This window comes from Klebsiella sp. M041 (genome assembly GCF_059759695.1).
In genome coordinates this window covers 30,272-54,740 of sequence record NZ_JCAXWU010000017.1, presented here as the reverse complement: position 1 = coordinate 54,740, position 24,469 = coordinate 30,272, and the positions used below count along the sequence as shown (strand labels likewise).

24 protein-coding genes are annotated in these 24,469 nt (G+C 59.1%); 7 read left to right on the top strand and 17 right to left on the bottom strand.

What is annotated here, in order from left to right:
* Positions 1 to 27 precede the first annotated feature (27 nt).
* The 9 genes from rhaM to rhaB all read right to left on the bottom strand — a co-directional run bounded on the left by rhaM (position 28) and on the right by rhaB (position 10,045).
* Positions 28 to 342 carry an L-rhamnose mutarotase gene (rhaM, locus tag AC6CWS_RS20635; protein ID WP_025710935.1) on the bottom strand — a complete coding sequence of 105 codons (315 nt, stop codon included), beginning with the start codon at positions 340 to 342 and terminating at the stop codon, positions 28 to 30.
* The gene (gene fucO / locus AC6CWS_RS20630; RefSeq protein ID WP_065883472.1) at positions 339 to 1,487 is read right to left on the bottom strand and encodes a lactaldehyde reductase; all 1,149 of its coding nucleotides are present in this window, start codon (positions 1,485 to 1,487) and stop codon (positions 339 to 341) included. The genes rhaM and fucO overlap by 4 nt, the downstream gene beginning before the upstream one ends.
* Positions 1,488 to 1,644: 157 nt before the next feature.
* Entirely contained in the window at positions 1,645 to 2,649 is a 1,005-nt protein-coding gene (locus AC6CWS_RS20625; RefSeq protein WP_065883469.1) for an ABC transporter permease, read from the bottom strand.
* Positions 2,646 to 3,653: an ABC transporter permease gene (locus AC6CWS_RS20620; protein ID WP_072096694.1), complete on the bottom strand. Its 1,008-nt coding sequence runs from the start codon at positions 3,651 to 3,653 to the stop codon at positions 2,646 to 2,648. Before AC6CWS_RS20620 ends, AC6CWS_RS20625 begins: the two co-directional genes overlap by 4 nt.
* Positions 3,650 to 5,161 (bottom strand): sugar ABC transporter ATP-binding protein, encoded by a 1,512-nt coding sequence (locus AC6CWS_RS20615; protein ID WP_065883468.1) that lies wholly within the window; start codon positions 5,159 to 5,161, stop codon positions 3,650 to 3,652. The genes AC6CWS_RS20620 and AC6CWS_RS20615 overlap by 4 nt, the downstream gene beginning before the upstream one ends.
* Positions 5,162 to 5,274: 113 nt before the next feature.
* Positions 5,275 to 6,261, bottom strand: a complete 987-nt coding sequence (gene rhaS, locus AC6CWS_RS20610) for a rhamnose ABC transporter substrate-binding protein (RefSeq protein WP_065883467.1) — start codon at positions 6,259 to 6,261, stop codon at positions 5,275 to 5,277.
* A gap of 81 nt (positions 6,262 to 6,342) precedes the next feature.
* Positions 6,343 to 7,173 carry a rhamnulose-1-phosphate aldolase gene (gene rhaD / locus AC6CWS_RS20605; RefSeq protein ID WP_023291521.1) on the bottom strand — a complete coding sequence of 277 codons (831 nt, stop codon included), beginning with the start codon at positions 7,171 to 7,173 and terminating at the stop codon, positions 6,343 to 6,345.
* Between the two features lie 149 nt (positions 7,174 to 7,322).
* Entirely contained in the window at positions 7,323 to 8,582 is a 1,260-nt protein-coding gene (locus AC6CWS_RS20600; RefSeq protein ID WP_032454470.1) for an L-rhamnose isomerase, read from the bottom strand.
* Entirely contained in the window at positions 8,579 to 10,045 is a 1,467-nt protein-coding gene (rhaB, locus tag AC6CWS_RS20595; protein WP_065883465.1) for a rhamnulokinase, read from the bottom strand. Before rhaB ends, AC6CWS_RS20600 begins: the two co-directional genes overlap by 4 nt.
* A 310-nt stretch (positions 10,046 to 10,355) precedes the next feature.
* Between rhaB and rhaS (AC6CWS_RS20590) the strand changes: the two genes are divergently transcribed.
* Together rhaS (AC6CWS_RS20590) and rhaR are read left to right on the top strand one after the other, a co-directional pair.
* Positions 10,356 to 11,192: an HTH-type transcriptional activator RhaS gene (gene rhaS, locus AC6CWS_RS20590; RefSeq protein WP_065883463.1), complete on the top strand. Its 837-nt coding sequence runs from the start codon at positions 10,356 to 10,358 to the stop codon at positions 11,190 to 11,192.
* 73 nt (positions 11,193 to 11,265) lie between these two features.
* Positions 11,266 to 12,111, top strand: coding sequence for an HTH-type transcriptional activator RhaR (gene rhaR, locus AC6CWS_RS20585; RefSeq protein ID WP_004203666.1), 846 nt, complete (start codon positions 11,266 to 11,268; stop codon positions 12,109 to 12,111).
* Between the two features lie 32 nt (positions 12,112 to 12,143).
* On the opposite strand, the gene rhaT is transcribed toward rhaR, so the two are convergent.
* Positions 12,144 to 13,178, bottom strand: coding sequence for an L-rhamnose/proton symporter RhaT (gene rhaT / locus AC6CWS_RS20580; protein ID WP_023291524.1), 1,035 nt, complete (start codon positions 13,176 to 13,178; stop codon positions 12,144 to 12,146).
* A 289-nt stretch (positions 13,179 to 13,467) separates the two neighbouring features.
* On the opposite strand from rhaT, the gene sodA reads away from it, so the two are divergent.
* Together sodA and yiiM are read left to right on the top strand one after the other, a co-directional pair.
* The gene (gene sodA, locus AC6CWS_RS20575) at positions 13,468 to 14,088 is read left to right on the top strand and encodes a superoxide dismutase [Mn] (RefSeq protein WP_004203668.1); all 621 of its coding nucleotides are present in this window, start codon (positions 13,468 to 13,470) and stop codon (positions 14,086 to 14,088) included.
* Between the two features lie 72 nt (positions 14,089 to 14,160).
* Positions 14,161 to 14,835, top strand: coding sequence for a 6-hydroxyaminopurine reductase (yiiM, locus tag AC6CWS_RS20570; protein ID WP_065883461.1), 675 nt, complete (start codon positions 14,161 to 14,163; stop codon positions 14,833 to 14,835).
* Between the two features lie 113 nt (positions 14,836 to 14,948).
* Here the strand turns inward: yiiM and cpxA are convergent, their stop codons facing one another.
* Positions 14,949 to 16,322, bottom strand: a complete 1,374-nt coding sequence (cpxA, locus tag AC6CWS_RS20565; RefSeq protein ID WP_008807874.1) for an envelope stress sensor histidine kinase CpxA — start codon at positions 16,320 to 16,322, stop codon at positions 14,949 to 14,951.
* On the bottom strand, positions 16,319 to 17,017 hold the full coding sequence (cpxR, locus tag AC6CWS_RS20560) for an envelope stress response regulator transcription factor CpxR (RefSeq protein ID WP_004203671.1): 699 nt from the start codon (positions 17,015 to 17,017) through the stop codon (positions 16,319 to 16,321). The genes cpxA and cpxR overlap by 4 nt, the downstream gene beginning before the upstream one ends.
* A gap of 149 nt (positions 17,018 to 17,166) precedes the next feature.
* Between cpxR and cpxP the strand changes: the two genes are divergently transcribed.
* The 3 genes from cpxP to pfkA all read left to right on the top strand — a co-directional run bounded on the left by cpxP (position 17,167) and on the right by pfkA (position 19,890).
* Complete coding sequence (gene cpxP, locus AC6CWS_RS20555) at positions 17,167 to 17,670, top strand: cell-envelope stress modulator CpxP (RefSeq protein ID WP_049013705.1); 504 nt, start codon at positions 17,167 to 17,169, stop codon at positions 17,668 to 17,670.
* A 158-nt stretch (positions 17,671 to 17,828) separates the two neighbouring features.
* Positions 17,829 to 18,731: a CDF family cation-efflux transporter FieF gene (gene fieF, locus AC6CWS_RS20550; protein ID WP_008807873.1), complete on the top strand. Its 903-nt coding sequence runs from the start codon at positions 17,829 to 17,831 to the stop codon at positions 18,729 to 18,731.
* Positions 18,732 to 18,927: 196 nt separating this feature from the next.
* The gene (pfkA, locus tag AC6CWS_RS20545) at positions 18,928 to 19,890 is read left to right on the top strand and encodes a 6-phosphofructokinase (RefSeq protein WP_002882911.1); all 963 of its coding nucleotides are present in this window, start codon (positions 18,928 to 18,930) and stop codon (positions 19,888 to 19,890) included.
* 61 nt (positions 19,891 to 19,951) lie between these two features.
* Here pfkA and rraA read toward each other — a convergent pair whose 3' ends face one another.
* From rraA to ftsN, 5 genes are all read right to left on the bottom strand, one after another.
* Entirely contained in the window at positions 19,952 to 20,437 is a 486-nt protein-coding gene (rraA, locus tag AC6CWS_RS20540; protein ID WP_002882913.1) for a ribonuclease E activity regulator RraA, read from the bottom strand.
* 92 nt (positions 20,438 to 20,529) lie between these two features.
* A complete protein-coding gene (gene menA, locus AC6CWS_RS20535; protein WP_004203673.1) occupies positions 20,530 to 21,450 on the bottom strand; it encodes a 1,4-dihydroxy-2-naphthoate polyprenyltransferase in 921 nt (306 codons plus the stop codon).
* A gap of 69 nt (positions 21,451 to 21,519) precedes the next feature.
* Positions 21,520 to 22,854 (bottom strand): ATP-dependent protease ATPase subunit HslU, encoded by a 1,335-nt coding sequence (gene hslU / locus AC6CWS_RS20530; protein WP_002882917.1) that lies wholly within the window; start codon positions 22,852 to 22,854, stop codon positions 21,520 to 21,522.
* A 9-nt stretch (positions 22,855 to 22,863) separates the two neighbouring features.
* Positions 22,864 to 23,394: an ATP-dependent protease subunit HslV gene (gene hslV, locus AC6CWS_RS20525; protein WP_002882918.1), complete on the bottom strand. Its 531-nt coding sequence runs from the start codon at positions 23,392 to 23,394 to the stop codon at positions 22,864 to 22,866.
* Between the two features lie 91 nt (positions 23,395 to 23,485).
* Positions 23,486 to 24,451: a cell division protein FtsN gene (gene ftsN, locus AC6CWS_RS20520; protein ID WP_071997579.1), complete on the bottom strand. Its 966-nt coding sequence runs from the start codon at positions 24,449 to 24,451 to the stop codon at positions 23,486 to 23,488.
* Positions 24,452 to 24,469 lie beyond the last annotated feature (18 nt).

Genomic DNA, 24,469 nt, shown 5'->3' with positions numbered 1-24,469 from the left:
GCTCAGCACAGCGGGGCAACCGTGGTTTCACGCCAGATAAAACACTTCTTTGAGCTCCGCGCTCAGCGGGCTGTTGTCCGGGTTGCTGGGCATCACCTCGCGCATGTATTTCCACCAGCGCTGGCACACTTCCGTGCTGGCGACCGCTTCCCAGCGGGCTTCCGACTCAATCTCCACCGTGGCGAACAGCAGGTGGCGTTCTTTATCGAGATAGATGGCGTAGTGGTGCGCGCCGTGGGCTTTCAGCGTAGCCTCCAGCTCCGGCCAGATGGGGTTATGACGGCGCTGGTACTCCTCGTGCGCGTCGGGGTTCACCTGCATGACAAAGGCTTTACGGATCATAATGCCTCCAGATAGAGCTCGCGGACCTCATCGCGGCTGGCGGGGCGCGGGTTACATGGCGCGCACGGGTCGGCCAGCGCTTTGTCCAGCCAGCCTTCGATATCGGCTTTGCTGACGCCAAGCTGGCTGAAGCCCTGGGGGATCCCCACGCGTTTGCTCAGCGCGCGAATGGCGTTGATGGCCTCCATGCTGGCGGCTTCATCGCTCATGCCGCGGGTATCGACACCCATCGCCTGCGCCACGCGGGCGAAGCGCGCCACGGCGTTCGGGCGGTTAAAGTTTTCGATGATCGGCAGCAGGATGGCGTTGCACACCCCGTGCGGCAGGTTGTGGGTGGCGCCAGGCTGATGGGCCAGGGCGTGTACCAGCCCGAGGCCGGCGCTGTTGAACGCCATGCCCGCCAGATACTGGCCAAACGCCATCTGCTCGCGGGCCTGCAGATCGTGTCCATCGTCTACCGCTTTCGGCAGCCACAGGTTGATCAGGCGGATGGCCTCGAGGGCGTTGGCGTCGGTCAGGGGATGGGCGCCAACGGAGACAAAGGCCTCAATGGCGTGGGTCAGGGCGTCCATGCCGGTGGCGGCGGTAACGGCTGGCGGGATGTCGAGCATCACGCTGGCGTCGTCGACGGCGATATCCGGGATCAGGTTCGGGTCGATAATCACCTCTTTTACCTGACGCTCGCTATCGATAATCACTGCGTTGCTGGTCATCTCCGCCGCCGTGCCGGCAGTGGTGTTGATGGCCACCAGCGGCACGCCAGCGTTTTTCACTTTGCCGACGCCGGAATAGGCTATGGAGGGGCCAGGGTTGGCGGTGAGGATTTTTATCGCCTTGGCGGTATCAATTGGGCTGCCGCCGCCGAAGGCGATCAGGTAATCGCAGCGGGCCGCCTGGTACGCCGCATAGCCTTGCTGCACCAGCGCTTCGGTAGGGTTGGGGAACACGTCGTCAAACAGCTGATATGCCATCTGCTGTTCATCCAGCGCGGAAAACAGACTGTCCAGCAGGCCCAGCTTCACCAGCTGCCCGTCGGTGACGATCAGCGCCTTGCCCCACTGTTTGCCCGCTACCAGCTTGACCATATCGCCGATAGCGCTTGCGCCGTGGAGGCTGATTTTAGGTAGTGCCAACATAAAACTCATGATAATTCTCCTTAATGTTGATTTGGGTAATCCGTTTCCCTTCACCCACTCCCGGGTCGCGGCTGGCGCCTTACCCGGGCTACAGGTTCACTGGCGTCTGCAGGCCGCCAGGACAGGTGCGTAGCACCGCCTCCGGGATTTAGGGCGAGGGGGGAAATTAACATCGTCTTCGCTGCAGCATCCGCCGGGTCATAATCGGCAGGGAGATAACCACGATCAGCATCGCGCCGATAATCACCGACATCACGATGCCGGGGACGTTGAGCAGGCTCAGGCCGAAGGTCACCAGCCCCATCAGAAAGGCGGCGATGATCACCCCGGGCATGCTGCCGGAGCCGCCGAGAATATTGACGCCGCCGAGCACCGCCATGGTGACAACCGCCAGCTCCCAGCCCATCGCCAGGGTAGGGCGGGTACTGCCGAGCCGTGAGGTCAGCAGGACCGCCGCCAGTCCGGCCATCAGCCCGACCAGCGCGAACAGCGCCAGGTTATGGCGCTTCACGTTTATCCCGGAGTACCAGGCGCCGGTCGGATTATTGCCGATGGCGTAGGTCCGGCGACCAAAGTTGGTTTTATGCAGCAGGAAGGTGAAGGCGGCCGCGAGGAGGATAAACAGCGCAAACTCAAAAGAGAGCGCGCCCCACACGTACCCCTGGCCGAACCAGGCAAAGCTCTCCGGGTAGTGGTTGAGCGCCTGATCGCCCAGCAGGATATAGGTGATGCCGCGATACAGGCTCATGGTGCCGATGGTGATCACGATCGACGACAGGTTAAAACGCGTCACCAGGATACCGTTGAACAGGCCGCACAGCAGACCCACGCCCAACCCGACCAATACCAGCAGCGGCGTATCCATCCCCACCGCCGCGCAGAAGCCCATCACCGTTGAGCTGAGCGCCATCGTCGAGGCTACCGAAAGATCGATTTCCCGGGCGATAATCAGCATCGCCATCGGCAGGACGACGATCGCCTTCTCGGTAAAGGTGAAGGTGGCGTCCGACAGGTTCCAGATATTAAGGAAATAAGGGGAAGCCAGGGCGTTGCCGATAAATACCGCCAGGGTGACCGCCAGTAAAAACCCTTCCCAGCACAGCAGGCGGCGCAGCGGCGACGGCGCGGCCGGGGCGTTTTTCATCTCTTCAGATACCATCATCTTGCTCATGATTTCACCCCCTGTTTCTGCCGGGCTAGCGCCGCGTTACGCAGGATTAACCGCCCGTGACCGCGATTGCCGCGCTCGTTAAGCAGCACCGCCATGACGATCACCGCCCCGGAAATCGCCATTTGCCAGAACGGCGAGATGCCGATCACCGGCAGGGCATTATTGATGACGCCGAGGAACAGCGCGCCGCACAGGCAGCCCAGCACCCGTCCGCTTCCGCCCATGGTGCTGATACCGCCGATCACGCAGGCGGCGACCACCTGCAGTTCAAAGCCGTTCGCTACGTCGACATAGGCGACGGCGAAGCGCGAGATCCACAGATAGCCGCAGAAGCCGGCCAGCGCGCCGGAGAGACAGAAGCTGACGAACTGCATTTTCCCGGCGTTAATACCGGTGTAGTACGCCGCCGTCGCGTTGCCGCCTGCGGTGTATAAGGCCCGGCCGGTGCGGCTGTAGCGCAGGAAATAACCCACCAGCAGCAGCGCGGCGATGGCGCACCAGCTCAGCAGCGGCAATCCCAGGAGGGCGCTGCGCGGCAGACTGAGGAAATCAGCGCTCATCTGATGTGAGTTAACCCAGCCGCCGTCGGTCAGCAGAAAGATAATGCCGCGATAAATGCTCATGGTGCCCAGGGTCACCACGATGGCGGGAATGCCGAGGCGCCAGACCAGCAGGCCGTTAATCACCCCCATCAGCAGGCCCAGCAGGGTTGCCAGCGCCAGCAGCGCCACCACCGGAATACCCGGATAGTGGGCGTTAAGCAGGGCGACGATCATCCCGGTCAGCGCCAGGTTGGCGGCCATCGACAGATCGATGCCTTTGGTGAGCAGCACCATCATCTGCCCGAGGGCGAGGATGATAAGGATGGCGGTATCGTTAAACATCTCCACCAGATTGCCCGGTGAAACAAACGATGGCGCCCGGCTGCCAATGGCGCCGATCATCAAAATGATGACCACCGCCAGCAGCGCTTCGCGATGCTTCAGCCATGCGTGTCCCATCATGCTGCCTCCTGGCCAATGCCGCTGGCGGCGCTAACGATGGTTTCCGCCGTCGCTTCCCCGGCCCGGTACTCGGCGACCATCAGCCCTTCGTGCATCACGATAATCCGGTCGGCCATGCCCATCACTTCCGGCAACTCTGACGAGACCATAATCACCGCCAGCCCCTGGCTGACCAGCTCGGACATAAACTGATGCACGGCGGCTTTAGAGCCGATATCGATGCCTTTGGTCGGCTCGTCGAGGATAATCACCTCGGGATGGGTCGCCAGCCATTTGCCGATCACCACTTTCTGCTGGTTGCCGCCGGAGAGGGTCTCCACCGGCTGCCCCCAGCTGAAGGCTTTAACCTGCAGGCGCGAGGCGTACTCGTCCGCCAACCGCCATTCCCGGGCGTCGTTCAGGACGCCGTTAGGGTTGAGCTTACTGAGCTGCGGCAGACTGATGTTTTGGGCGATGGGCAGGGCGATGATCGCCCCCTGTTTCTGCCGCTCTTCCGGTACGCAGACGATGCCCGCGCGGATGGCGTCGGCGGGCTGGCGAAAGCGCATGGGGCTGCCGTTCAGCCGGATCTCGCCGGAGGAGGGATGCGTTACGCCGGAGAGCGCCTGCATCAGCTCGGTGCGTCCGGCGCCCACCAGGCCGTAAAAGCCGAGAATTTCTCCCTTGCGCAGGCTGAAGCTGATGTGGGCAAACTCGGTAGGATGACAAAGATCGTTTACCTCCAGCACAGTTTCTCCGGGCGAGCAGTCGACTTTCGGGTAGGTTTGGTCGATCGCCCGGCCCACCATCATCGACACCATCCGCTCTTCGGTGATATCGCTCATCGCCCCGGAGCTCACGTACCCGCCATCGCGCAGGATAGTGTAATAGTCGGCCAGCTCGAAAATTTCATCGAACTTATGCGAGATAAACAGGATCGCTTTGCCGTCCTGCTTCAGACGCTCAACGATCTGATAAAACTCCAGAATTTCATGTTGCGAGAGCGCGGCGGTCGGCTCATCCAGGATCACCACCTGGGCGTCGAAAGCCAGCGCCCGGGCAATCGCCACCATGTGCCGTTGGGCGATGCTGAGCGTTTTTAGCGTGGCGCGCGGGTCGATCAGAACTTCAAGCCGGGCGAGGATCTCGCCAGCCCGGCGATGCATCGCGGGCCAGTCGAGCGTTTTGAACAGCCCCTTATACAGATACTGACCGACGAAAATGTTTTCGCTGACCGAGAGTTCGTCAAACAGCACGGTTTCCTGGTGAATGGCGGTGATCCCCACCTTGTGCGCCGATTCCGGCGTCGGCAGATGAATGGGGATCGCTTTATAGAGGATCTCCCCCTCTTCGGGCTGATAAATACCGGTCATCACTTTGACCAGCGTGGATTTCCCCGCGCCGTTTTCGCCGATGAGGGCGGTCACTTTGCCGGGCCAGAGATCAAGCTGTACGTTCTCAAGGGCACGCACACCGGGAAAAATCTTGGTGATCCCCTTCAGCGACAGCAGTGGCGTTGATGCTGACATGATAGTTCTCCGTAAAATCGCCCCTCACCCTAACTCTCTCCCCAAAAGGGAGAGGGAACGGTCCGGCGCCCGCTGGCCGCATCGCGCAGAGGGCCGGGGTGAGGGAACAAGGGTTAGAAAATCTTCGAGAACTTATCGATGTTGCTCGCATCGTAGACAAACGGCTCGGCCATCGCGCCGTTCCCCTCGGCATCCAGCTTCACTTTGCCCAGCTTGCCCATACTGGCTTCGGTTTTGGTCGCGGTGCCTTTGACTAAATCGTCGGCCAGATAGGTGGCGGCGTAGCCCAGGTCAATCGGGTTCCAGATGGCGAAACTTTTGCTGGCGCCAGACTTGATCGCGCCGGCCATTTCCGACGGCAGCCCCAGCCCGGTGACATACACTTTGCCGATTTCGCCCTGGTCCTTCACCGCCTGCGCGGCGGCAACGATCCCCACCGACGAAGGCGAAACAATGACTTTCAGGTCCGGATATGATTTCAGCAGGCCCACCGCTTCGCGGTAGCTTTTATCCGACAGATCGTCACCGTAGGCGACCGTGACAAGGTGTACGGACGGATACTGCGGCAGCACCTTTTTCATCTCCTCAATCCAGATATTCTGGTTAGTGGAGGTCGGAGTGGCGCTTAACACTGCCACATCCCCCTTCTCCACGTTCAGCGCCTTCAGCGCATCGGCGGCGAGCTTGACGTTGGTCTCGCCAATTAAGGCGTTATTGGAGGGATTAAGATGGATTTGGCGGCCTGCCGGCGCCACGCCGGAGTCCCACGAGACCACCTTGATGCCGCGCTGCATCGCTTTTTTCAGCACCGGCACCACCGCGTCCGGATCGTTAGCGGAAATGGCGATCGCATCCACCCCCTGGGCGATCAACCCGTTCAGCACGTCGATCTGCGCTTCGGCGGTAGTGGTGGTCGGGCCGGTGTAGATCACTTTGACATCACCTAACTCTTTGGCTGCCTGTTGGGCGCCAACGTTGGCGGCTTCGAAGAAGCCATTTCCCAGCGATTTCGCCACGAGGGCGATTTTGACTTCTGCTAAGGCGGAACCGGACAACGCCAGGGCGGCAACGGTGAGGATCAAGCTTGTCTTTGTTTTCATTGCTTTTACTCCACATGAGTCAGTTTTGTAGGGTTTGCAGGTGAGGCTTCGCCCCGTCTCGGTGAGCGGGGCGCGATGTTGTTATGGATAAAGATCTAACGCGGACTGCAGCGGCTGCACGTTGAAGCGTTTGCCAAGGGCGATAAGCTCTTCGCGAGTGATGGTCTGCTTCATACCGCCCATGGACAAGACTTTCACCAGCACTTCGGCGGACTTCTCGGCGGTGTCGATCAGGCCGAAGGTCTCATCCAGGGTTGGGCCGCTGCCGAAGACGCCGTGGAACGGCCACAGCACCAGCGAGTGTTTTTGCATGGTTTCCGCAGTGGCCTGGCCGATTTCATCGGTGCCTGGCACCATCCATGGCAGAATGCCGACGCCGTCCGGGAAGACCACCAGACATTCGGTGCTGCCTTCCCACAGCTTGCGGGTGAACAGATCGCTGTGGTTCTCCAGGACGTAGGTCAGGGCGATCAGGTTGGTGGCATGACAGTGCATGATCACCCGGTCCTTGCCGTCGGTCAGTTTGATGCGCTCGCTGTGCGACAGGAAGTGTGCCGGCAGCTCGGAGGTCGGCACCGCATCCTCCGTCAGGCCCCACAGGATATGGTATCCCGCGCCGTCGCTGTCGACTTTCACCACGCCAAGGTTAGCGGCCGGGTCGAGCTGGACATTACGGAAGAATTTGCCGGAGCCGGTGACGATAAACGGCTGGTTAGCCAGGGTTGGCATCGGCTGGCTGAGGGCGATATAGCGCGGTTTAGCGTGGAAATCCGCCACGTAAGGTTCGATATCCGCCTCATCCAGACGCAGCGTCAGGTTGCCGCCGTTGCGCTCGTCCCAGCCCTTCAGCCAGGCGTCGGAGGTGGCTTTGATCATGCCCTGGACGAACCAGGCGTCGATAATGTTCTGCATAGTCTTGTCTTTCCTGTTGATTCGGTGAGGGGTTGACCCCCTCACCCTAAATATGTGCGTGCCCCCGGATTGCGCCGTAAACGGCTTATCCGGGCTACCGGTTCGTAGCCCGGGTAAGGCGTCAGCCGCGACCCGGGGAAGCCCGTGCATTACCCGCGCTGGCTCAGAACCGCATTCTCATAAGCCCGCACGTTGTCCAGCCACTGGCTGCCCGCCGGCGTGTCGTGACGCTGGCAGTACATCTCCCAGATGGCCTGCCACGGCAGGGATTTTTGCTCTTCGAGCAGCGCCAGGCGGGCGGTGTAATCGCCGTCGTTCTCCAGCTGGCGCAGCTGATCGGTCGGTTCCAGCAGGGCGCGCAGCAGCGCTTTTTTCATATTGCGGGTACCAATCACCCAGGCCGCGATGCGGTTGATGGAGGCATCGAAGAAGTCGAGGCCGATGTGCACGCGGTCAAACAGGTTATGGCGAATGATTTCGCTGGCGATGGCCTGGGTCTCATCATCCAGCAGCACCACGTGGTCGCTGTCCCAGCGCACCGGGCGGCTGACGTGCAGTAGCAGACGCGGGATGTAGAGCATGGCGGCGGAGATCTTGTCGGAGATGACCTCCGTCGGGTGGAAGTGGCCGGCATCCAGGCACAGCGCCGTCTGGCGGCTGGTGGCGTAGCCCATATAGAACTCGTTGGAGCCGACGGTGTAGCTTTCGGCGCCGATACCGAACAGCTTGCTCTCCACAGCGTCAATGTGATGCGCCGGGTCGAATTTTTCGCTGATGACTTCATCCAGCGCGTTCAGCAGCCGCTGGCGCGGCGCGAAGCGGTCAACGGTAATATCCTTCATGCCGTCCGGCACCCAGATATTCATCACCGACGGGGTGCCCAGCTGTTCGCCAAAATAAGCGGATACGCGGCGGCTGGCTTTGCAATGGTCGATCCAGAACTGGCGGATCTCATCGTTGGCATGCGACAGGGTAAAGCCGTCGGCGCTCAGCGGATGCGAGAAGCAGGAGGGGTTGAAATCCAGCCCCAGTTTGTTGGCTTTCGCCCACTCAACCCAGTTTTTAAAGTGCTCCGGCTTAATCTCATTGCGCGCCACCGGCGCGTCGGATTCCAGATAAATAGCGTGCAGGTTGAGACGCTTTGGCCCCGGGATCAGGCTCAGCGCCTGCTCAAGGTCGGCGCGTAGCTCCTGAGCATTGCGCGCTTTGCCCGGGTAGTTGCCGGTGGCCTGGATGCCGCCGGTCAGGCTTCCCGCCGGATTTTCGAACCCGGCGACGTCGTCACCCTGCCAGCAGTGCATGGATACGGGCAGACGGTCCAGCTGGCGCAGGGCCTCCTCGACATCCACGCCGACGGCGGCGTAGCGCTGCTTAGCAATTTCCCAGGCTTGTTCAAGTTGAGTGGTCATGCGCAAAGCTCCTTGGTCTGTTGTGGCTGAAACTGCGCCACGAAACGGGCAATTTCACTATCAGGATTGGGGGTAAAGGTGGTGAGGGACGCGTTGCCGCGCACCACCTGACGAAACTCATCGACGCTGGCCAGCTCGTCGAGGGTCATTAGCTGGATGCCGATATTGCCGAGGGTGGAGGCCTCTGTCGGGCCGGCCACGACGACGATCCCGCAGGCGTCGGCGCATAGCTGGTTAAGCAGTTCGTTCTGGCAGCCGCCGCCGACGATATGCAGCTGGCTGAAGGGCTGGCGGCGCAGCGCCGCCAGCTCGTTAAGCACCCGGGCGTAGAGCAGCGCCAGGCTGTCGAAAATGCAGCGCGCCAGTTCGGCGTCGCTGTCAGGCACCGGCTGACCGGATCCGCGGCAGGCGGCCTGGATCTCGGCGCTCATACTGGCCGGGTTGATAAAGCGGTCGTCATTGCAGTCAATGATGAAGCGGCATGCCGGCAGCGCGGCGGTGCGGGCGATTAGCCCCTGCAGGTCGCTGACGTTTTGCTCTTTTAGCACCCGCTGCAGCAGCCACAGCCCCATAATATTTTTCAGCACCCGATAGCGGCCTTCGGCCCCGCCTTCGTTGGTGATATTGGCCTGCAGCGCCGCGTCGCAGGTGTACGGGGTCAGGCTTTCAAACCCCATCAGCGACCAGGTCCCGGAGGAGAGATAGGCGGCGTGGCGGTCGGCCAGCGGGGAGGCGATCACCGCGCTGGCGGTGTCGTGGCTGGCGACGGCGACCACCGGGATGTTATTACCCTGCGGACAAATCCAGTGGCCGATAACGTTGCCGGGATGCGTCGGCGCACCGAACCATTCGCGCGGCGCGCCGGTCCAGTTCAGCAGCGTCTCATCCCAGCTATCGCTGTGGATGTTGACCAGCTGGGTGGTGGTGGCGTTGGTATATTCCCAGTTCAGATTGCCGGTCAGGCGGAAGCTGAAATAGTCGGGGATCAGCACGGCATGGGCGGCCTGACTGACCAGCTCCGGCTGCTGCTCCACCAGGGCGCGCAGCTGATAAAGGGTGTTAAACGGCAGAAACTGAATGCCGCTGCGGCGATAGATCTCCGCCCGGCCCAGCTGTTCTTCAGCGTGACGTAGCAGGCCCTGGGTGCGATCGTCACGATAGGAGACCGGCAGCCCGACGCGCTGACCTTGCTTATCCAGCAGGACATAATCCACGCCCCAGGTATCGATGCCGATGCTGTCGATCAGGATGCCCTGCTCACACACTTTCTCCAGCCCGCGGCGGATCTCGCCTTCGAGGCTATCGAGATCCCAGCAGTCGAAGCCATCCACCTTCTGCAGGCTGTTGGTGAAGCGATGAATTTCACGCAGCGTCAGGGCGCGCGGCCCGGACTGATAGCTGGCGAGCATGACCCGCCCGCTGGAGGCGCCTAAATCGACGGCGACACAATGACGAATACTCATGGAACGACCCTTCTTAAAATCATTGTCCGCAGTCTAAAAAAGGGCGCTGACTAACACCTTCTCGCTACGGACAGCCGAAACTGGCCGCTGGCAAGAAAGCAAAGGTGACCGTGAGGAAAATCACAAATTGCGGTTTTGGGCGATGGTGAGGAGGATGTGATGGGGTCCGCAGTTCCGCATCTTTCCGGCTGATTCTTGAAAAAGCGGCAGGATTTACGAATTTCGCGGTCAAAAATTGAAGGCCGGATAGCCAACCCTTCATTACTATCAGCCGGTGACTGATAATTTTTCTCATTACGAGGGTGGCATCATGACCATATTGCACAGTACGGATTTCTTTAAGGCCGGGATCTCGACGGTGGCTATTGAACCCCGCCTCCCTCAGTCGGCCTTTCCGGAGCATCACCATGATTTCCATGAAATTGTCATCGTGGAGCAGGGCACGGGCATTCACGTCTTCAATGGCCAGCCCTATACCATCGGTGGCGGCTCGGTCTGCTTTATCCGCGATCACGACCGGCATCTTTACGAGCACACGGACAATCTGTGTCTGACCAACGTGCTCTATCGCGCGCCGGATGCGTTTCGTTTTCTCGCCGGGGTCAGCCAGCTGCTGCCCCAGGAGCAGGAGGGCAACTACCCATCGCACTGGCGGGTGAACCAGACGGTCCTGCAGCAGGTGCGGCATATCGTGGCGCAGATGGAGGCCATGGGGAGCGAAACGGATACCCATGCCGTCGCCAGCCGTGAGATCCTGTTTATGCAGCTGCTGGTGCTGCTGCGGAAAAGCAGCCTTGCGGAAGAGGCCACCAACAACGATGCGCGGCTGAATCAGCTGCTGGCCTGGCTGGAAGACCATTTTGCGAAGGAGATCTGCTGGGAGGAGGTGGCGGCGCAGTTTTCGCTGTCGCTGCGTACTCTACACCGCCAGCTGAAGCAGCAGACCGGCCTGACGCCGCAGCGCTATCTCAATCGGGTGCGCCTGATGAAAGCCCGCCACCTGCTGCGCCACAGCGATGAAAGCGTGACTGATATCGCCTATCGCTGCGGATTCGGCGACAGTAACCACTTTTCGACGCTTTTTCGCCGCGAGTTTTCCTGGTCGCCGCGCGATATCCGCCAGGGGCGCGACGCTATTCTTCAGTAACGCGAGAGGAGTCAACGTATTGCGGACCAAAAACGCGAATAATGCGCCGTTATCCGCGTTGGGAGTGTGAGCCGTGGCCGGTCTGATTCTACGTAAAGAGGAGTTTTTCCCTTCCGCCACGCAGGCGGTGGCGGTGGCCGACCGCTACCCGCAAAACGTCTTCGCTGAACACACCCATGAGTTCTGCGAGCTGGTGCTGGTGTGGCGGGGCAACGGGCTGCACGTTCTCAACGACCGTCCCTGGCGCATTACCCGCGGCGATCTGTTCTATATTCGCGCCGAAGATAAACACTCCTATGCTTCCGTTAACGATCTGGTTCTGCAGAACATCATCTATTGCCCGGAGCGGCTGCAGCTCAATTTCGACTGGGCGGGGGCGATCCCTGGCCTCTTCGGCACGCCGTGGAAGCCCCACTGGCGCATGGGCAGCACCGGTATGGCGCAGGCGCGCCAGGTAATTAGCCAGCTTGAGCACGAGTGTTCCCGGCACGATGCGCAGGGGAATGCGATGGCCGAGCTGCTGTTTGCTCAGCTGGCGCTGACCCTCCAGCGCCATCGCTACGCAACGGATAATCTGGCGGCAACGCAGCGCGAAGCGCTGTTGGACAAACTGCTGGCCGCGCTGGCGGCCAGCCTGAGCCGACCCTTTGTCCTGGAGCGTTTCTGCGAGCAGGAGGGCGGCAGCGAGCGGGCGCTACGGCAGCAATTTCGCCAGCAAACCGGCATGACCATCAATCACTATTTACGTCAGCTACGGATCTGCCATGCGCAGTATCTGTTGCAGCATACCGAGCGCTTAATCGGCGATATCGCCATGCAGTGCGGCTTTGAGGACAGTAACTACTTTTCGGTGGTGTTCAGCCGGGAAATCGGCATGTCGCCGGGGCAGTGGCGGCAGCGCAGTCGCGCCGCCGCCTGAAGAGCGTCTTTGTCAGGCAGATGATCCGGTGCTTAACTGGCCATTCCCAGACCGACGATGTTGGCGGCGATGATGATCACCACGCAGCCGAGGCTCAGGACGCTCACCGGACGACGACCGGCGTTGTTCCACTCTTTCAGCACCAGACCCACCAGACCGCCGCACAGTACGTAGAAACTCATGTGCAGCATCCAGCTCATATAGTCATACTGCGCCGGAATGCTGGCGTGGCCCCAGGCATAGAAGAAGAACTGGAGATACCACATCAGGCCGCCGAGGGCGGAAAGCAGTAGGTTGCTGATGATGAGCGGTTTGGCCAGTGAGAAATCGGCTTTGACTGACAGAGTCTTCACTTTCGCCAGACGAATAAAGCAGAAGCCAAGGTTGACCAGCGCCCCGCCGCCCATAATCACCACGTAGCTTGGCAGCGCCGCATATAACGGGTCGACGCCGAGCGCCGCGGCGGCATCATGCATCGGTTTGGCGGCGTTCATCGCGAACGACATCCCTGCCGAGAAGATACCGCACATCACCGCCAGCAGAAGCCCTTTCTTCAGATTGAACTCTTCGGCTTTGATGCCCATTTTGCGCTCTTTCAGCTGGCCCGCGCGGGTGACGATGCCAACGCCAACCACCGCCACCAGCACGCCGAGCAGCGTCATTTGACCGCCCTGGGTGTGCATCAGCACCGAAAACTGACCGTTAATAATCGGCGTCATCAGCGTACCGACAATCAGCGTGATGCCAATGGCGATGCCAATCCCCATCGACATGCCGAGATAGCGCATGGTCAGGCCATAGTTGATATTACCGATGCCCCACATGGCGCCGAACAGAAAGACCGGCAGCAGCGTGGAGGCGTTAAAGGAGCGGTAGTAGGCCCAGAAATCGGGTAACAGGGTGGCGCTGATGGCCCAGGGCAGGATCAGCCAGGAGACGATCCCCCCGACCGACCACATGGTTTCCCACGACCAGTGTTTTACTTTCTTGAACGGGGCATAGAAACAGGCGGCACTGGCGGCCCCTATCAAATGCCAAAAAATACCCATCGTAATCGCGTGGTTCATTGATTTTATCCTCATCTTTTTTTATCGGAGACGGCGGCTTCCGATGCGATGAGTGTAAAAATTAGCCGCTTTGGCCGCCTTCAGGACGTTGCCACAGGATGGCGAACTCTGGCAACCATGGGCTTAATTAGTTGTTCTACATCACAAAACGACGGGTATTTCTTCTGGTTATATCCATATGAAAAATACGGCATTGATAAGCATTTTCAATACCATTTAATTAACTATAATGGACAAACTGCTTACGCGGCGTTAACACTTGAGCCGCTCGACAATAATGGAGATGATTATGAGCTATACCCTGCCATCCCTGCCGTACGCTTACGATGCTCTGGAACCGCACTTCGACAAGCAGACGATGGAGATCCATCACACCAAACACCACCAGACCTACGTGAACAATGCCAACGCCGCGCTGGAAAGCCTGCCGGAGTTCGCTAACTTGTCCGCTGAAGAGCTGATCACCAAGCTGGATCAGCTGCCGGCTGACAAAAAAACCGTACTGCGTAACAACGCCGGCGGCCACGCGAACCACAGCCTGTTCTGGAAAGGCCTGAAAACCGGTACCACCCTGCAGGGCGACCTGAAAGCGGCTATCGAGCGCGATTTCGGCTCTGTGGACAACTTCAAAGCGGAATTCGAAAAAGCCGCTGCGACCCGTTTCGGTTCCGGCTGGGCGTGGCTGGTCCTGAAAGGTGACAAACTGGCCGTTGTCTCCACCGCAAACCAGGATTCCCCGCTGATGGGCGAAGCCATTTCCGGCGCTTCCGGCTTCCCAATCCTGGGTCTGGACGTGTGGGAACACGCTTACTACCTGAAATTCCAGAACCGTCGCCCGGACTACATCAAAGCCTTCTGGGATGTGGTGAACTGGGACGAAGCTGCAGCGCGTTTTGCCGCCAAAAAATAAGGTTGCAATGTGCTAAGAGAGAAGCGAGTCTGATGGCTCGCTTTTTTTATATCGGTAGCAAGGAGAGCAGACATGCATTATCCGGTGAATGTCTTTGTCGGCAAAATCAGGGACTACACGGGCAGTCGTCCCAGCGCGATCGGCAAAATCCAGGTTGACGGCGAGTTGCAGCTCGGCGATCTCGGTCTCGAAGGGGATGAGCAGGCGGAGAAGAAAATACACGGCGGGCCGGACCGCGCGCTGTGTCACTATCCGCGCGAACACTATGCCGACTGGATCCGTGAATTCCCCCAGCAGGCCGATCGGTTCTGCGCCCCGGCGTTCGGCGAAAACCTCTCCAGCACCGGCCTCACCGAACAAAACGTCTACATTGGCGACATCTTTCGCTGGGGCGAGGCGCTGATCCAGGTCACCCAGCCGCGCTCTCCGTGCTTCAAGCTCAACTTTCATTTTGCGATCGGTGATATGGCGCAGCTGATGCAAAACAGCGGGAAGACCGGCTGGTTGTACCGGGTGATCGCCGGGGGGAAAGTCTCCAGCGATGCGCCGCTCGAACTGGTCTCTCGCCTGAGCGATGTCAGCGTCCATGAGGCCGGGGCGATTGCCTGGCAGATGCCGTTTGATGACGATCAGTACCACCGCTTATTGTCGGCCGCGGGCCTGTCGGTAAGCTGGAGTCGAACCATGCAGAAGCGCCGTTTAAGCGGCAAGATCGAGGATAATTCACGGCGATTGTGGGGGAAATAATTCCCCCATATTGGCGCTTTCCGCAGCGTCTCCCGGGTAGCGGCGCAAGCGCCTTACCCGGGCGACCTGACCGTTCCTGGCGGTAACCCGGCGCAGCGCAGGCCGGGTCAGCGTCAGGTCCGCTTATACAGCGGCAGCCAGAGGGTTAAGCGCAGACCGCCCAGCGGGCTGTCGTCGGCCTTCACCCAGCCACGGTGCTGCTGAATAGCGGTTTCGACAATCGCCAGCCCCAGGCCGGTGCCGCCGGACTCGCGGTCGCGCGCCTCGTCGGTCCGGTAGAATGGCCGGAAAATCTGCTCGCGATCCTCCGGGCTGACTCCCGGGCCGTCGTCATCGACGTTAACCGTAATCCCGTCTTTATCCACTGAGAAGCTGACGGAAATCTTGGTGTGCGAGTAGCGCAGGGCGTTGCGGACGATATTCTCCAGCGCGCTTTCCAGCGCATTGGGGTTACCGTACAGCGGCCACGGACCCGGCGGATACTCAACGGTGAACGATTTACCCATCTGCTCGGCTTCAAACGCCGCGTTGTCCAGCACTTCGCCCCACAGCTGATTGGCTTTGACCGTCTCGCTCACCAGGGCGTTTTTCGCCTGATTGCGCGACATCACCAGCAGGTCGTTGATCATGCTGTCCAGTCGGTGCGCTTCAGTTTCGATACGCTCCAGCTCTTTGCTCTCACCGCTGCGGCGGCGCAGCAGGGCGGTGCCCAGCTGCAGGCGCGTGAGCGGCGTGCGCAGCTCGTGCGAGATATCGGACAGCAGCCGTTGCTGGCTGGTCATCATCCGCTCCAGGGCCGTCACCATCTGGTTAAAGCTGGCGCCGGCGGCTAAAAACTCCTGCGGTCCGGCTTCCAGCTCCGGATGCTGCCGCAGGTTGCCCTGGGCGACCTCGTCAGCGGCATTTTTCAGCTTACGCGCCGGTTTCGCCAGGCTCCACGCCAGCCACAGCAGCAGCGGGGCGCTAACCAGCATTGTGACGATCAGCAGCAGCAGCGGCCGGTCAAACAGCAGGTTGATAAAGTCGGATTGTGAGGTGCTGGCGGGACGGATCAGATACAGCTGATAGTTATCCTCCCCATCCCTGACGGAGAACGGGCCCACCATTTCCAGGCGGCCATAGCGTTTTTTCTGCGGATGATCGGCGTTATCGGCCTGGCCGATAAAGTTGCGAATGATCTGCATCTCGTTGCGTTCTGCGCCGATCACGCGGCCTTCGCTGGTCACCAGCAGCAGGCGCTGACCCGGAGGCGCCCATTTATCGATGGCGCGAAACAGACGACGCCACCACATCAGGTCGTTTGGCGGATCGTTGGCCAGCTCGGCCTCGACGTGCTGCTCGATCATGATGCCTTGACGCTGCTCGCTTTCCAGCAGCTCGGTCATCTGCCGGGAGTCCAGTTTGGGCAGCATCAGCACCAGCATCAACACCAGCGCCAGCGTGAGCCAGAAGATGGCGAAGATGCGTGCAGTCAAACTTCCAATCATGAAGCGGAAACCATCAGATACCCGCGGCCACGCAGCGTTTTAAACCACGGATGGCCATCTTTGCGCTCCGGCAGCTTACGCCGCAGGTTGGAAATATGCATATCGATGGCGCGGTCGAACGGCGTCAGGCGCTTGCCTAACACTTCCTGGCTTAAATGTTCGCGTGACACCACCTGGCCGAGATGCTGCGCTAACAGATAGAGCAGGGTGAACTCGGTGCCGGTGAGCTCCAGCGTCTGGCCATCGAAATTGGCTTCCTGACGGCCTGGATTGAGGCTTAAGGCATCCACTTCCAGGGTCGGCGAGCCGGCTTCGGTCGTCTGCTGCTGTTCGCTCCAGTGGGAACGGCGCAGAATCGCGCGTATACGCGCCACCAGTTCGCGATCGTTGAACGGCTTAGGCAAATAGTCATCTGCGCCCAGCTCGAGGCCGAGAACGCGATCCAGCTCGCTCCCGCGCGCTGTTAGCATGATAACCGGAGTCTGGTGTGTCTGACGCAGCTCTTTAAGCGTATCGATACCGTTTTTCTTCGGCATCATTACGTCGAGCAGCAATAAATCAATGCTGTCGTCCAGAAGGGCCAGCGCCTGTTCCCCATCATGGGCCACCAGCACGTTAAAACCTTCCATATCGAGCAGCTCTTTTAACAGGGAGGTGAGCTCCCGGTCATCATCAACTAACAGGATTTTATTCATTGTTTAAATACCTCCGAGGCAGAAATTACGTCATCAAGGCCCGCTAATCCATGACTTTACGTTGTTTTACACCCCCTGACGCATGTTTGCAGCCTGAATCGTAGACTGTCTCTCGTTGAATCGCGACACAAACGTTTTGGGAGTATGTGATGCGCAATGTTATCGCTGCCGTCATGGCCTCAACGCTGGCGCTAAGTGCATATAGCCAGGCCGCTGAAGTCGTTACCAGCGTTAACTGGCTCCCCGGAGACGAAGGGGGACAGCGCGGTAGCCAGAGCCATATGTTTGACGGCATAAGTTTAACCGAGCAGCAACGTCAGCAGTTACGGGATCTTATGCAACGGGCACGCCACGACAGGCTCCCCGTTAATGTTAGCGAAATGGAGACAATGCATCGCCTTGTCACCGCAGAAAATTTTGATGAAAACGCTGTGCGCGCTCAGGCAGAAAAGATGGCGCAGGAACAGGTTGCTCGCCAGGTCGAGATGGCTAAGGTCCGCAACCAGATGTTCCACCTGCTTACGCCAGAGCAGCAAGCGGTTTTAAATGCTAAGCACCAGCAACGTATGGATCAGTTGCGTGAGGTTGCAAGGACGCAGAAAGGCTCAGCGATGATGCTTTCGAGTAGTAGCAACACCCTGCAACCCCAGTAACAAACCCTGTTTTCCTTGCCATAGACACCATCCCTGTCTTCCCCCACATGATGTGGGGGTTTTTTTTGCCCTTTTTTCGGCAAATCAACTTCTTCGCCTGTCCCTTGAGCGTCACCAGTTCAGGTTATACTAAGCGCAGTGCAGGAGAAGGAGCCTATATGAATCAATCTTATGGCCGGTTGGTCAGCCGCGCCGCTATCGCTGCGACGGCGATGGCCTCCGCGTTACTTTTGATCAAAATTTTTGCGTGGTGGTATACCGGTTCAGTCAGTATTCTGGCCGCGCTGGTGGATTCGCTGGTGGATATTGCCGCCTCGCTGACCAACCTGCTGGTGGTGCGCTATTCGCTGCAGCCTGCTGATGAAGAACATACCTTTGGCCACGGCAAAGCAGAGTCGCTGGCGGCGCTGGCGCAAAGCATGTTTATCTCCGGCTCGGCGCTGTTTCTGTTTCTAACCGGTATTCAGCACCTGGTGCGTCCGGAGCCGCTACAGGCCGCCGGCGTCGGGGTTGTCGTCACGTTGATTGCCCTGTTCAGCACGCTGGCGCTGGTGACCTTCCAGCGCTGGGTGGTGCGAAAAACCCAAAGCCAGGCGGTGCGGGCGGATATGCTTCATTATCAGTCTGATGTTATGATGAACGGCGCCATTCTGGTGGCGCTGGGCCTCTCCTGGTACGGCTGGCATCGCGCCGATGCGTTGTTTGCCTTAGGAATTGGCATCTATATTTTATATAGCGCGCTGCGGATGGGCTATGAGGCGGTTCAGTCGTTACTCGACCGCGCTTTGCCTGACGAGGAGCGTCAGGACATTATCACCATCGTGACCGCATGGCCCGGCATCCGCGGGGCGCACGATCTACGAACGCGGCAGTCAGGGCCGACCCGCTTTATTCAGATTCATTTGGAAATGGAAGATAACCTCCCGCTGGTGCAAGCCCACGTGATTGCAGACCAGGTGGAGCAGGCGATTCTGCGCCGTTTCCCGGGTTCCGATGTCATTATCCATCAGGATCCCAGTTCTGTGGTGCCGGCGGCGCAGCAGGGCTTTTTTGAGCGTTAGGTTATAGTCTGTAAACTCGATGTAAAAATGTGGGTCAGCTCGGCATTTTTTGTATAAATTACCGCCGTTTGGTCTGACCTGAATCAATTCAGCTTGAGGCGTTTGATATACTATTGTCATTAGCGTCGTGCACTCCTGGTGAGGGAGCGCTTCAGGCAACAGAATTATTTTTTGCTTCCTAAGTTCAGAGGTAGTCATGATTAAGAAAATCGGTGTGTTGACAAGTGGCGGTGATGCGCCGGGCATGAACGCAGCAATTCGTGGCGTTGTGCGCGCGGCATTAACGGAAGGTCTGGAAGTTTTTGGAATCTATGACGGTTACCTCGGCTTGTACGAAGACCGTATGGTTCAGCTCGACCGTTACAGCGTTTCCGACATGATCAACCGCGGCGGCACCTTCCTGGGCTCCGCTCGCTTCCCGGAATTCCGCGAAGAACACATCCGCGCAGTGGCTATCGAAAACATGAAGAAGCGTGGCCTGGACGCGCTGGTGGTTATCGGTGGTGACGGGTCCTATATGGGGGCGATGCGCCTGACCGAGATGGGCTTCCCGTGCATCGGCCTGCCGGGCACTATCGACAACGATATCAAAGGCACTGACTACACCATCGGCTTCTTCACCGCTCTGAGCACCGTGGTGGAAGCGATTGACCGTCTGCGCGACACCTCCTCTTCGCACCAGCGTATCTCCGTGGTGGAAGTGATGGGCCGTTACTGTGGCGACCTGACTCTGGCGGCGGCGATTGCCGGCGGCTGTGAGTTCATCATGGTGCCGGAAGTGGAATATACCCGTGACGATCTGGTAGCGGAAATCAAAGCCGGCATCGCGAAAGGGAAGAAACACGCTATCGTGGCGATCACCGAGCACATGTGCGACGTTGACGAGCTGGCAAGCTACATCGAGAAAGAGACCGGCCGTGAAACCCGCGCTACCGTCCTCGGCCACATTCAGCGCGGCGGTTCCCCGGTTCCTTACGACCGTATCCTGGCTTCCCGCATGGGCGCCTATGCGATTGAGCTGCTGCTGCAGGGCCATGGCGGCCGTTGCGTCGGCATCCAGAACGAGAAGCTGGTGCACCACGACATCATCGATGCCATCGAGAACATGAAGCGTCCGTTCAAGAACGACTGGCTGGATTGCGCGAAGAAACTGTACTAAGTTACGCGCCGGATAAACAAAAGGCCTTCTCATGGAGAAGGCCTTTTTTATGGCGCAAGATTTATTCGATATCCAGCGGGTCTTCCGACAGAATCATCCCGGTGTTATCGGCATACAGATGGTCGCCGCTGAAGAAGGTTACGCCGCCGAAATTGACGCGCACGTCGCTTTCGCCGATGCCTTCGCCAGCCGCGCCGACCGGAATGGCCGCCAGCGCCTGGATGCCGATATCCAGTTCCTCAAGGTCGTCAACCTGGCGCACCGCGCCATAGACCACCAACCCTTCCCATTCATTCTGTACGGCCAGACGCGCCAGGTCAGCGTCAATTAACGCGCGTCGTACTGAGCCGCCGCCGTCGATCAGGAGAATATGACCACGGCCATTCTGCTCGAGCAGATCGTAGAGCAACCCGTTATCCTCGAAACATTTTACCGTAATGATCTGTCCACCAAACGACGACCGTCCTCCAAAGTTAGAGAACAGCGGTTCCACGACGTTGACATCTTCCTGGTAGATGTCACAAAGCTCGGAAGTATCGTATTTCATAGGCTTAACGTTCAGTTGCTGCGAGAGTTTTTAGTATATCCCGCGAATCGCATTGTTGGCAAAATCATCAATTGTTAATTGATATTTGTCAGTTAAGCCGCCAGCTTACTGGCAATAATCCCGATAACAAACAGCAGGTTGGTCAGTAAAGCCCCTTTGACCGTCTTTTCGAGCATCGGCCGCATCGCCAGCGGATCGGATTCGCGCAGGACGTAACGCGCCTGTTTGACCAGCAGCGGCGTGGCGAGAATAAACAGCCAGCCCCACGCAGAATGCAGCGCCAGCAGGTTAAACAGCGCCAGACACAGCAGGGCGCCGAGCAGCAGGCAGGCATGATAGCGGCGGGCATTGACCGGCCCCAGGCGCACGGCGAGGGTGTTCTTCCCGTTCTGCCGGTCGCTGTCGATATCACGCAGGTTATTGATGTTCAGTACGGCGGTCGCCAGCAGACCGCAGGCCGTTGCCGGCAGAAAAATGGCCGCTTCCACATTGTGGGCTTGCAGATACCAGCTGCCGAGGACGCTCAGCCAGCCGAAGAAAACGAGTACCGAAATATCACCGAGGCCAATATAACCATACGGGCGGGTGCCCACTGTGTAGGTGATGGCGGCCACAATCGACAGGCCACCCAGCGCGAGGAAACCGATGAAATCGCCGACGCTCTGCCAGGCGACGCACAGTAGCGCCAGACCAAACAGACAGATCAGCGCGACGGTGACAATCAAGGCGCGCTTCATCTGCTGGGGGGTAATCACCCCTTTCTGCATCCCGCGCAGCGGCCCGATGCGGTCCGGTTTATCGCTCCCCTTGACCGCGTCGCCGTAGTCATTGGCGAGGTTGGAAAGAATTTGCAGCAAGCCGGCGGTGATCAGCGCCAGCAGGGCGACCCAGGGATCAAAATGCCCCTGCTCCCAAGCAAGGACGGTGCCAACAATAATCGCGGCAAACGCCAGCGGTAACGTTTTAGGACGCAGGCTTTCCAGCCACGCCTGAGAACGGCTGATATCAGTCATAGTTATTTTAGCCAATAAAAATGGGGGCGATAGCCCCCATCAACAGTGATGAAAATGCATTGCACCGGATTATAGGATAAAACGGCTCAGATCTTCATCTGCCACCAGAACATCAAGGTGCTTACTCACATATTCGGCATCGATAGTGACGGTCTGGCCGTTCATCTCGCTGGCATCATAGGAGATATCTTCCACCAGGCGCTCCAGCACGGTGTGCAGACGGCGCGCGCCGATGTTCTCGGTGGTTTCGTTTACCTGCCATGCGGCCTGAGCGATACGCTTGATACCGTCTTCGGTGAATTCGATATTCACCCCTTCGGTCGCCATCAGCGCCTTGTACTGCACGGTGATGGAGGCGTTCGGTTCGGTCAGGATGCGCTCGAAGTCATGGGTGGTCAGCGCCTTCAGCTCAACGCGGATCGGCAGACGCCCCTGCAGTTCCGGGATCAGATCGGACGGGCTGGCCACCTGGAACGCGCCGGAGGCGATAAACAGGATGTGGTCGGTCTTGACCATCCCGTGCTTGGTGGAGACGGTGCAGCCTTCCACCAGCGGCAGCAGGTCGCGCTGTACGCCTTCACGGGAGACGTCCGGGCCGGAGGTGTTGCCGCCGCGCTTACAGATTTTGTCGATTTCGTCGATAAAGACGATACCGTGCTGCTCAACAGCGTCGATGGCTTCCTGCTTCAGCTCTTCCGGATTGACCAGTTTGGCCGCTTCTTCTTCAATCAGCAGCTTCATCGCGTCTTTGATTTTCAGCTTACGCGGTTTCTGCTTCTGGCCGCCGAGGTTCTGGAACATGGACTGCAGCTGGCTGGTCATCTCTTCCATGCCCGGAGGGGACATGATTTCAACGCCCATCGGCGCCGCAGCGAGATCGATTTCAATCTCTTTATCGTCCAGCTGGCCTTCACGCAGTTTCTTACGGAACGCCTGGCGCGCCGCAGACGGTTCCTGCGACGGCTCAGTCTGGCCCCAGTTGTTCTTCGCCGGTGGGATCAGCACGTCAAGCACGCGCTCTTCCGCCAGCTCTTCCGCGCGGTAACGGTTCTTATCGATGGACTGCATACGAACCATTTTGATCGCCGCATCGGTCAGATCGCGGATGATAGAGTCCACTTCTTTACCGACATAGCCCACTTCGGTGAACTTCGTCGCTTCAACTTTAATAAACGGCGCGTTGGCCAGTTTCGCCAGACGACGAGCGATTTCGGTTTTACCGACGCCGGTTGGGCCGATCATCAGAATGTTTTTCGGCGTGACTTCATGACGCAGCTCTTCGTTAAGCTGCATCCGGCGCCAGCGGTTACGCAGGGCGATAGCAACAGAACGCTTGGCGGCGTCCTGGCCGATAATGTGTTTGTCCAGTTCGCTGACAATTTCGCGTGGGGTCATTTCAGACATGGGAGATCCTTACGCTTTAGAAGGTAATTCTTCGATGGTGTGGAAATGGTTGGTATAGATGCAGATATCACCTGCAATATCCAACGCTTTCTCGGCGATATCGCGCGCGCCCATATCGGTGTTTTCCAGCAGCGCGCGGGCCGCGGCCTGGGCGTAAGGACCGCCGGAGCCGATAGCAATCAAATCGTTTTCCGGCTGTACCACGTCACCGTTACCGGTGATGATAAGCGACGCGTTTTCGTCCGCGACGGCCAGCAGCGCTTCCAGCTTGCGCAACATCCGATCGGTTCGCCAGTCTTTAGCCAGCTCAACGGCGGCCTTCACCAGATGGCCCTGGTGCATTTCCAGTTTGCGTTCAAACAGTTCGAACAGCGTGAAGGCATCGGCGGTGCCGCCAGCGAAACCGGCAATCACTTTGTCGTTGTACAGACGACGCACTTTTTTCACGTTGCCCTTCATTACGGTGTTGCCCAGCGTGGCCTGGCCATCACCGGCAATAACAACATGGCCGTTACGGCGAACACTTACAATTGTAGTCACGAGCAGACCCCTTGGTTGCAAAAGCGGAACAGGGGCCCCGCGCTGTCCGCGGGGCCGAATGCAATTATAGATGGGGGGGATTTTGAGGGTTTCAACCCCTGGCGGCGAGACGAATGCAGTTCGCGTGTCCAGCCATCTTCAGGCGGGTGATCATCTCGTTGGCGCTTTCTTTGCCTTTCAGCGGGCCAATGACCACGCGGTTCCAGCCGTTGTTGGTGGTGATGTGCGAAGCAAACCCTTCGAAAGCCAGCTGAGCGCGGACGGTTTCGGCCTGCTCGGCGCCTTTAAAGGAGCCGCATTGGATCATCCAGCTACGATCGTCTTTTTTCTCGGCGGTCGTTTTCGGCGCTTCCTCCACTCGAGTCACCGGCGCGGCGGCCTGCGCGCGCGGCTGCGTAGTCGTAGTGTGCGCCGGCGTCTGCAGCAGATCCTGGTACGGCTGCTGGTTTGACGCGGTCTGCTTCGGCTGTTGCTGCTGGACCGGCTTCGGCTGCTGAACGCGCGGCGGCTGCTGCACGGTCTGCTGCTGAGTTTGCGCCCACTGTTGCTGTTGCGCCTGCTGCTGTTGCTGCGCTAAACGCTGACGCTGCAGCGTCTGCTGGCGCTGGGCCGGCGTTTGTTCGTTCCACGGCACTTCGGTCAGCTGAGTCGGCTGTTGACGCATATCGGCCTGCATCTGGGCCAGCAGCTGACGCTGTTCGTCGGTCAGTTGCTCCGGTTTCATCACTTCGCCGCCGGCGGTCGGTTCGGTCGGCGCGCGAACGCCCGGCTGGCGGCTTTCCAGCTCTTTAATATAGCGCCAGCGCTCTTCCGGTTTTGGCGGCAAGCCGTTGCCGGCGGCCTGGCGATTTTGCATCGCTTCCGCTTCTTCTTTCTTATGGTGCGTAATGAAATAGAGTCCACCGATAAAGGCCACCAGCACAGCCGCCGCGATCGCCACCATAGCCGGTGAAATTGCCGGGAGGCTGCTTTGCTTATTCCTTGAGCTTCGGGTAGTGCTCTTTTTGCGCCGCGAAGAAGCCGGTTGGCTGCGGCGTACATAATCTCGTTGTGCCACTATCGTTTCGCTGTCTTA

What these genes read in the sequence shown, in the direction of transcription:
- rhaT (WP_023291524.1), bottom strand. Translation starts at nt 13,178, where the DNA reads ATGAACCACGCGATTACGATGGGTATTTTTTGGCATTTGATAGGGGCC.
- rhaD (WP_023291521.1), bottom strand. Translation starts at nt 7,173, where the DNA reads ATGCAGAACATTATCGACGCCTGGTTCGTCCAGGGCATGATCAAAGCC.
- fieF (WP_008807873.1), top strand. Translation starts at nt 17,829, where the DNA reads ATGAATCAATCTTATGGCCGGTTGGTCAGCCGCGCCGCTATCGCTGCG.
- rhaS (WP_065883467.1), bottom strand. Translation starts at nt 6,261, where the DNA reads ATGAAAACAAAGACAAGCTTGATCCTCACCGTTGCCGCCCTGGCGTTG.
- menA (WP_004203673.1), bottom strand. Translation starts at nt 21,450, where the DNA reads ATGACTGATATCAGCCGTTCTCAGGCGTGGCTGGAAAGCCTGCGTCCT.
- AC6CWS_RS20625 (WP_065883469.1), bottom strand. Translation starts at nt 2,649, where the DNA reads ATGAGCAAGATGATGGTATCTGAAGAGATGAAAAACGCCCCGGCCGCG.
- cpxA (WP_008807874.1), bottom strand. Translation starts at nt 16,322, where the DNA reads ATGATTGGAAGTTTGACTGCACGCATCTTCGCCATCTTCTGGCTCACG.
- rhaM (WP_025710935.1), bottom strand. Translation starts at nt 342, where the DNA reads ATGATCCGTAAAGCCTTTGTCATGCAGGTGAACCCCGACGCGCACGAG.
- AC6CWS_RS20615 (WP_065883468.1), bottom strand. Translation starts at nt 5,161, where the DNA reads ATGTCAGCATCAACGCCACTGCTGTCGCTGAAGGGGATCACCAAGATT.
- fucO (WP_065883472.1), bottom strand. Translation starts at nt 1,487, where the DNA reads ATGAGTTTTATGTTGGCACTACCTAAAATCAGCCTCCACGGCGCAAGC.
- AC6CWS_RS20600 (WP_032454470.1), bottom strand. Translation starts at nt 8,582, where the DNA reads ATGACCACTCAACTTGAACAAGCCTGGGAAATTGCTAAGCAGCGCTAC.
- rraA (WP_002882913.1), bottom strand. Translation starts at nt 20,437, where the DNA reads ATGAAATACGATACTTCCGAGCTTTGTGACATCTACCAGGAAGATGTC.
- yiiM (WP_065883461.1), top strand. Translation starts at nt 14,161, where the DNA reads ATGCATTATCCGGTGAATGTCTTTGTCGGCAAAATCAGGGACTACACG.
- hslU (WP_002882917.1), bottom strand. Translation starts at nt 22,854, where the DNA reads ATGTCTGAAATGACCCCACGCGAAATTGTCAGCGAACTGGACAAACAC.
- rhaS (WP_065883463.1), top strand. Translation starts at nt 10,356, where the DNA reads ATGACCATATTGCACAGTACGGATTTCTTTAAGGCCGGGATCTCGACG.
- rhaB (WP_065883465.1), bottom strand. Translation starts at nt 10,045, where the DNA reads ATGAGTATTCGTCATTGTGTCGCCGTCGATTTAGGCGCCTCCAGCGGG.
- AC6CWS_RS20620 (WP_072096694.1), bottom strand. Translation starts at nt 3,653, where the DNA reads ATGATGGGACACGCATGGCTGAAGCATCGCGAAGCGCTGCTGGCGGTG.
- pfkA (WP_002882911.1), top strand. Translation starts at nt 18,928, where the DNA reads ATGATTAAGAAAATCGGTGTGTTGACAAGTGGCGGTGATGCGCCGGGC.
- sodA (WP_004203668.1), top strand. Translation starts at nt 13,468, where the DNA reads ATGAGCTATACCCTGCCATCCCTGCCGTACGCTTACGATGCTCTGGAA.
- cpxR (WP_004203671.1), bottom strand. Translation starts at nt 17,017, where the DNA reads ATGAATAAAATCCTGTTAGTTGATGATGACCGGGAGCTCACCTCCCTG.
- cpxP (WP_049013705.1), top strand. Translation starts at nt 17,167, where the DNA reads ATGCGCAATGTTATCGCTGCCGTCATGGCCTCAACGCTGGCGCTAAGT.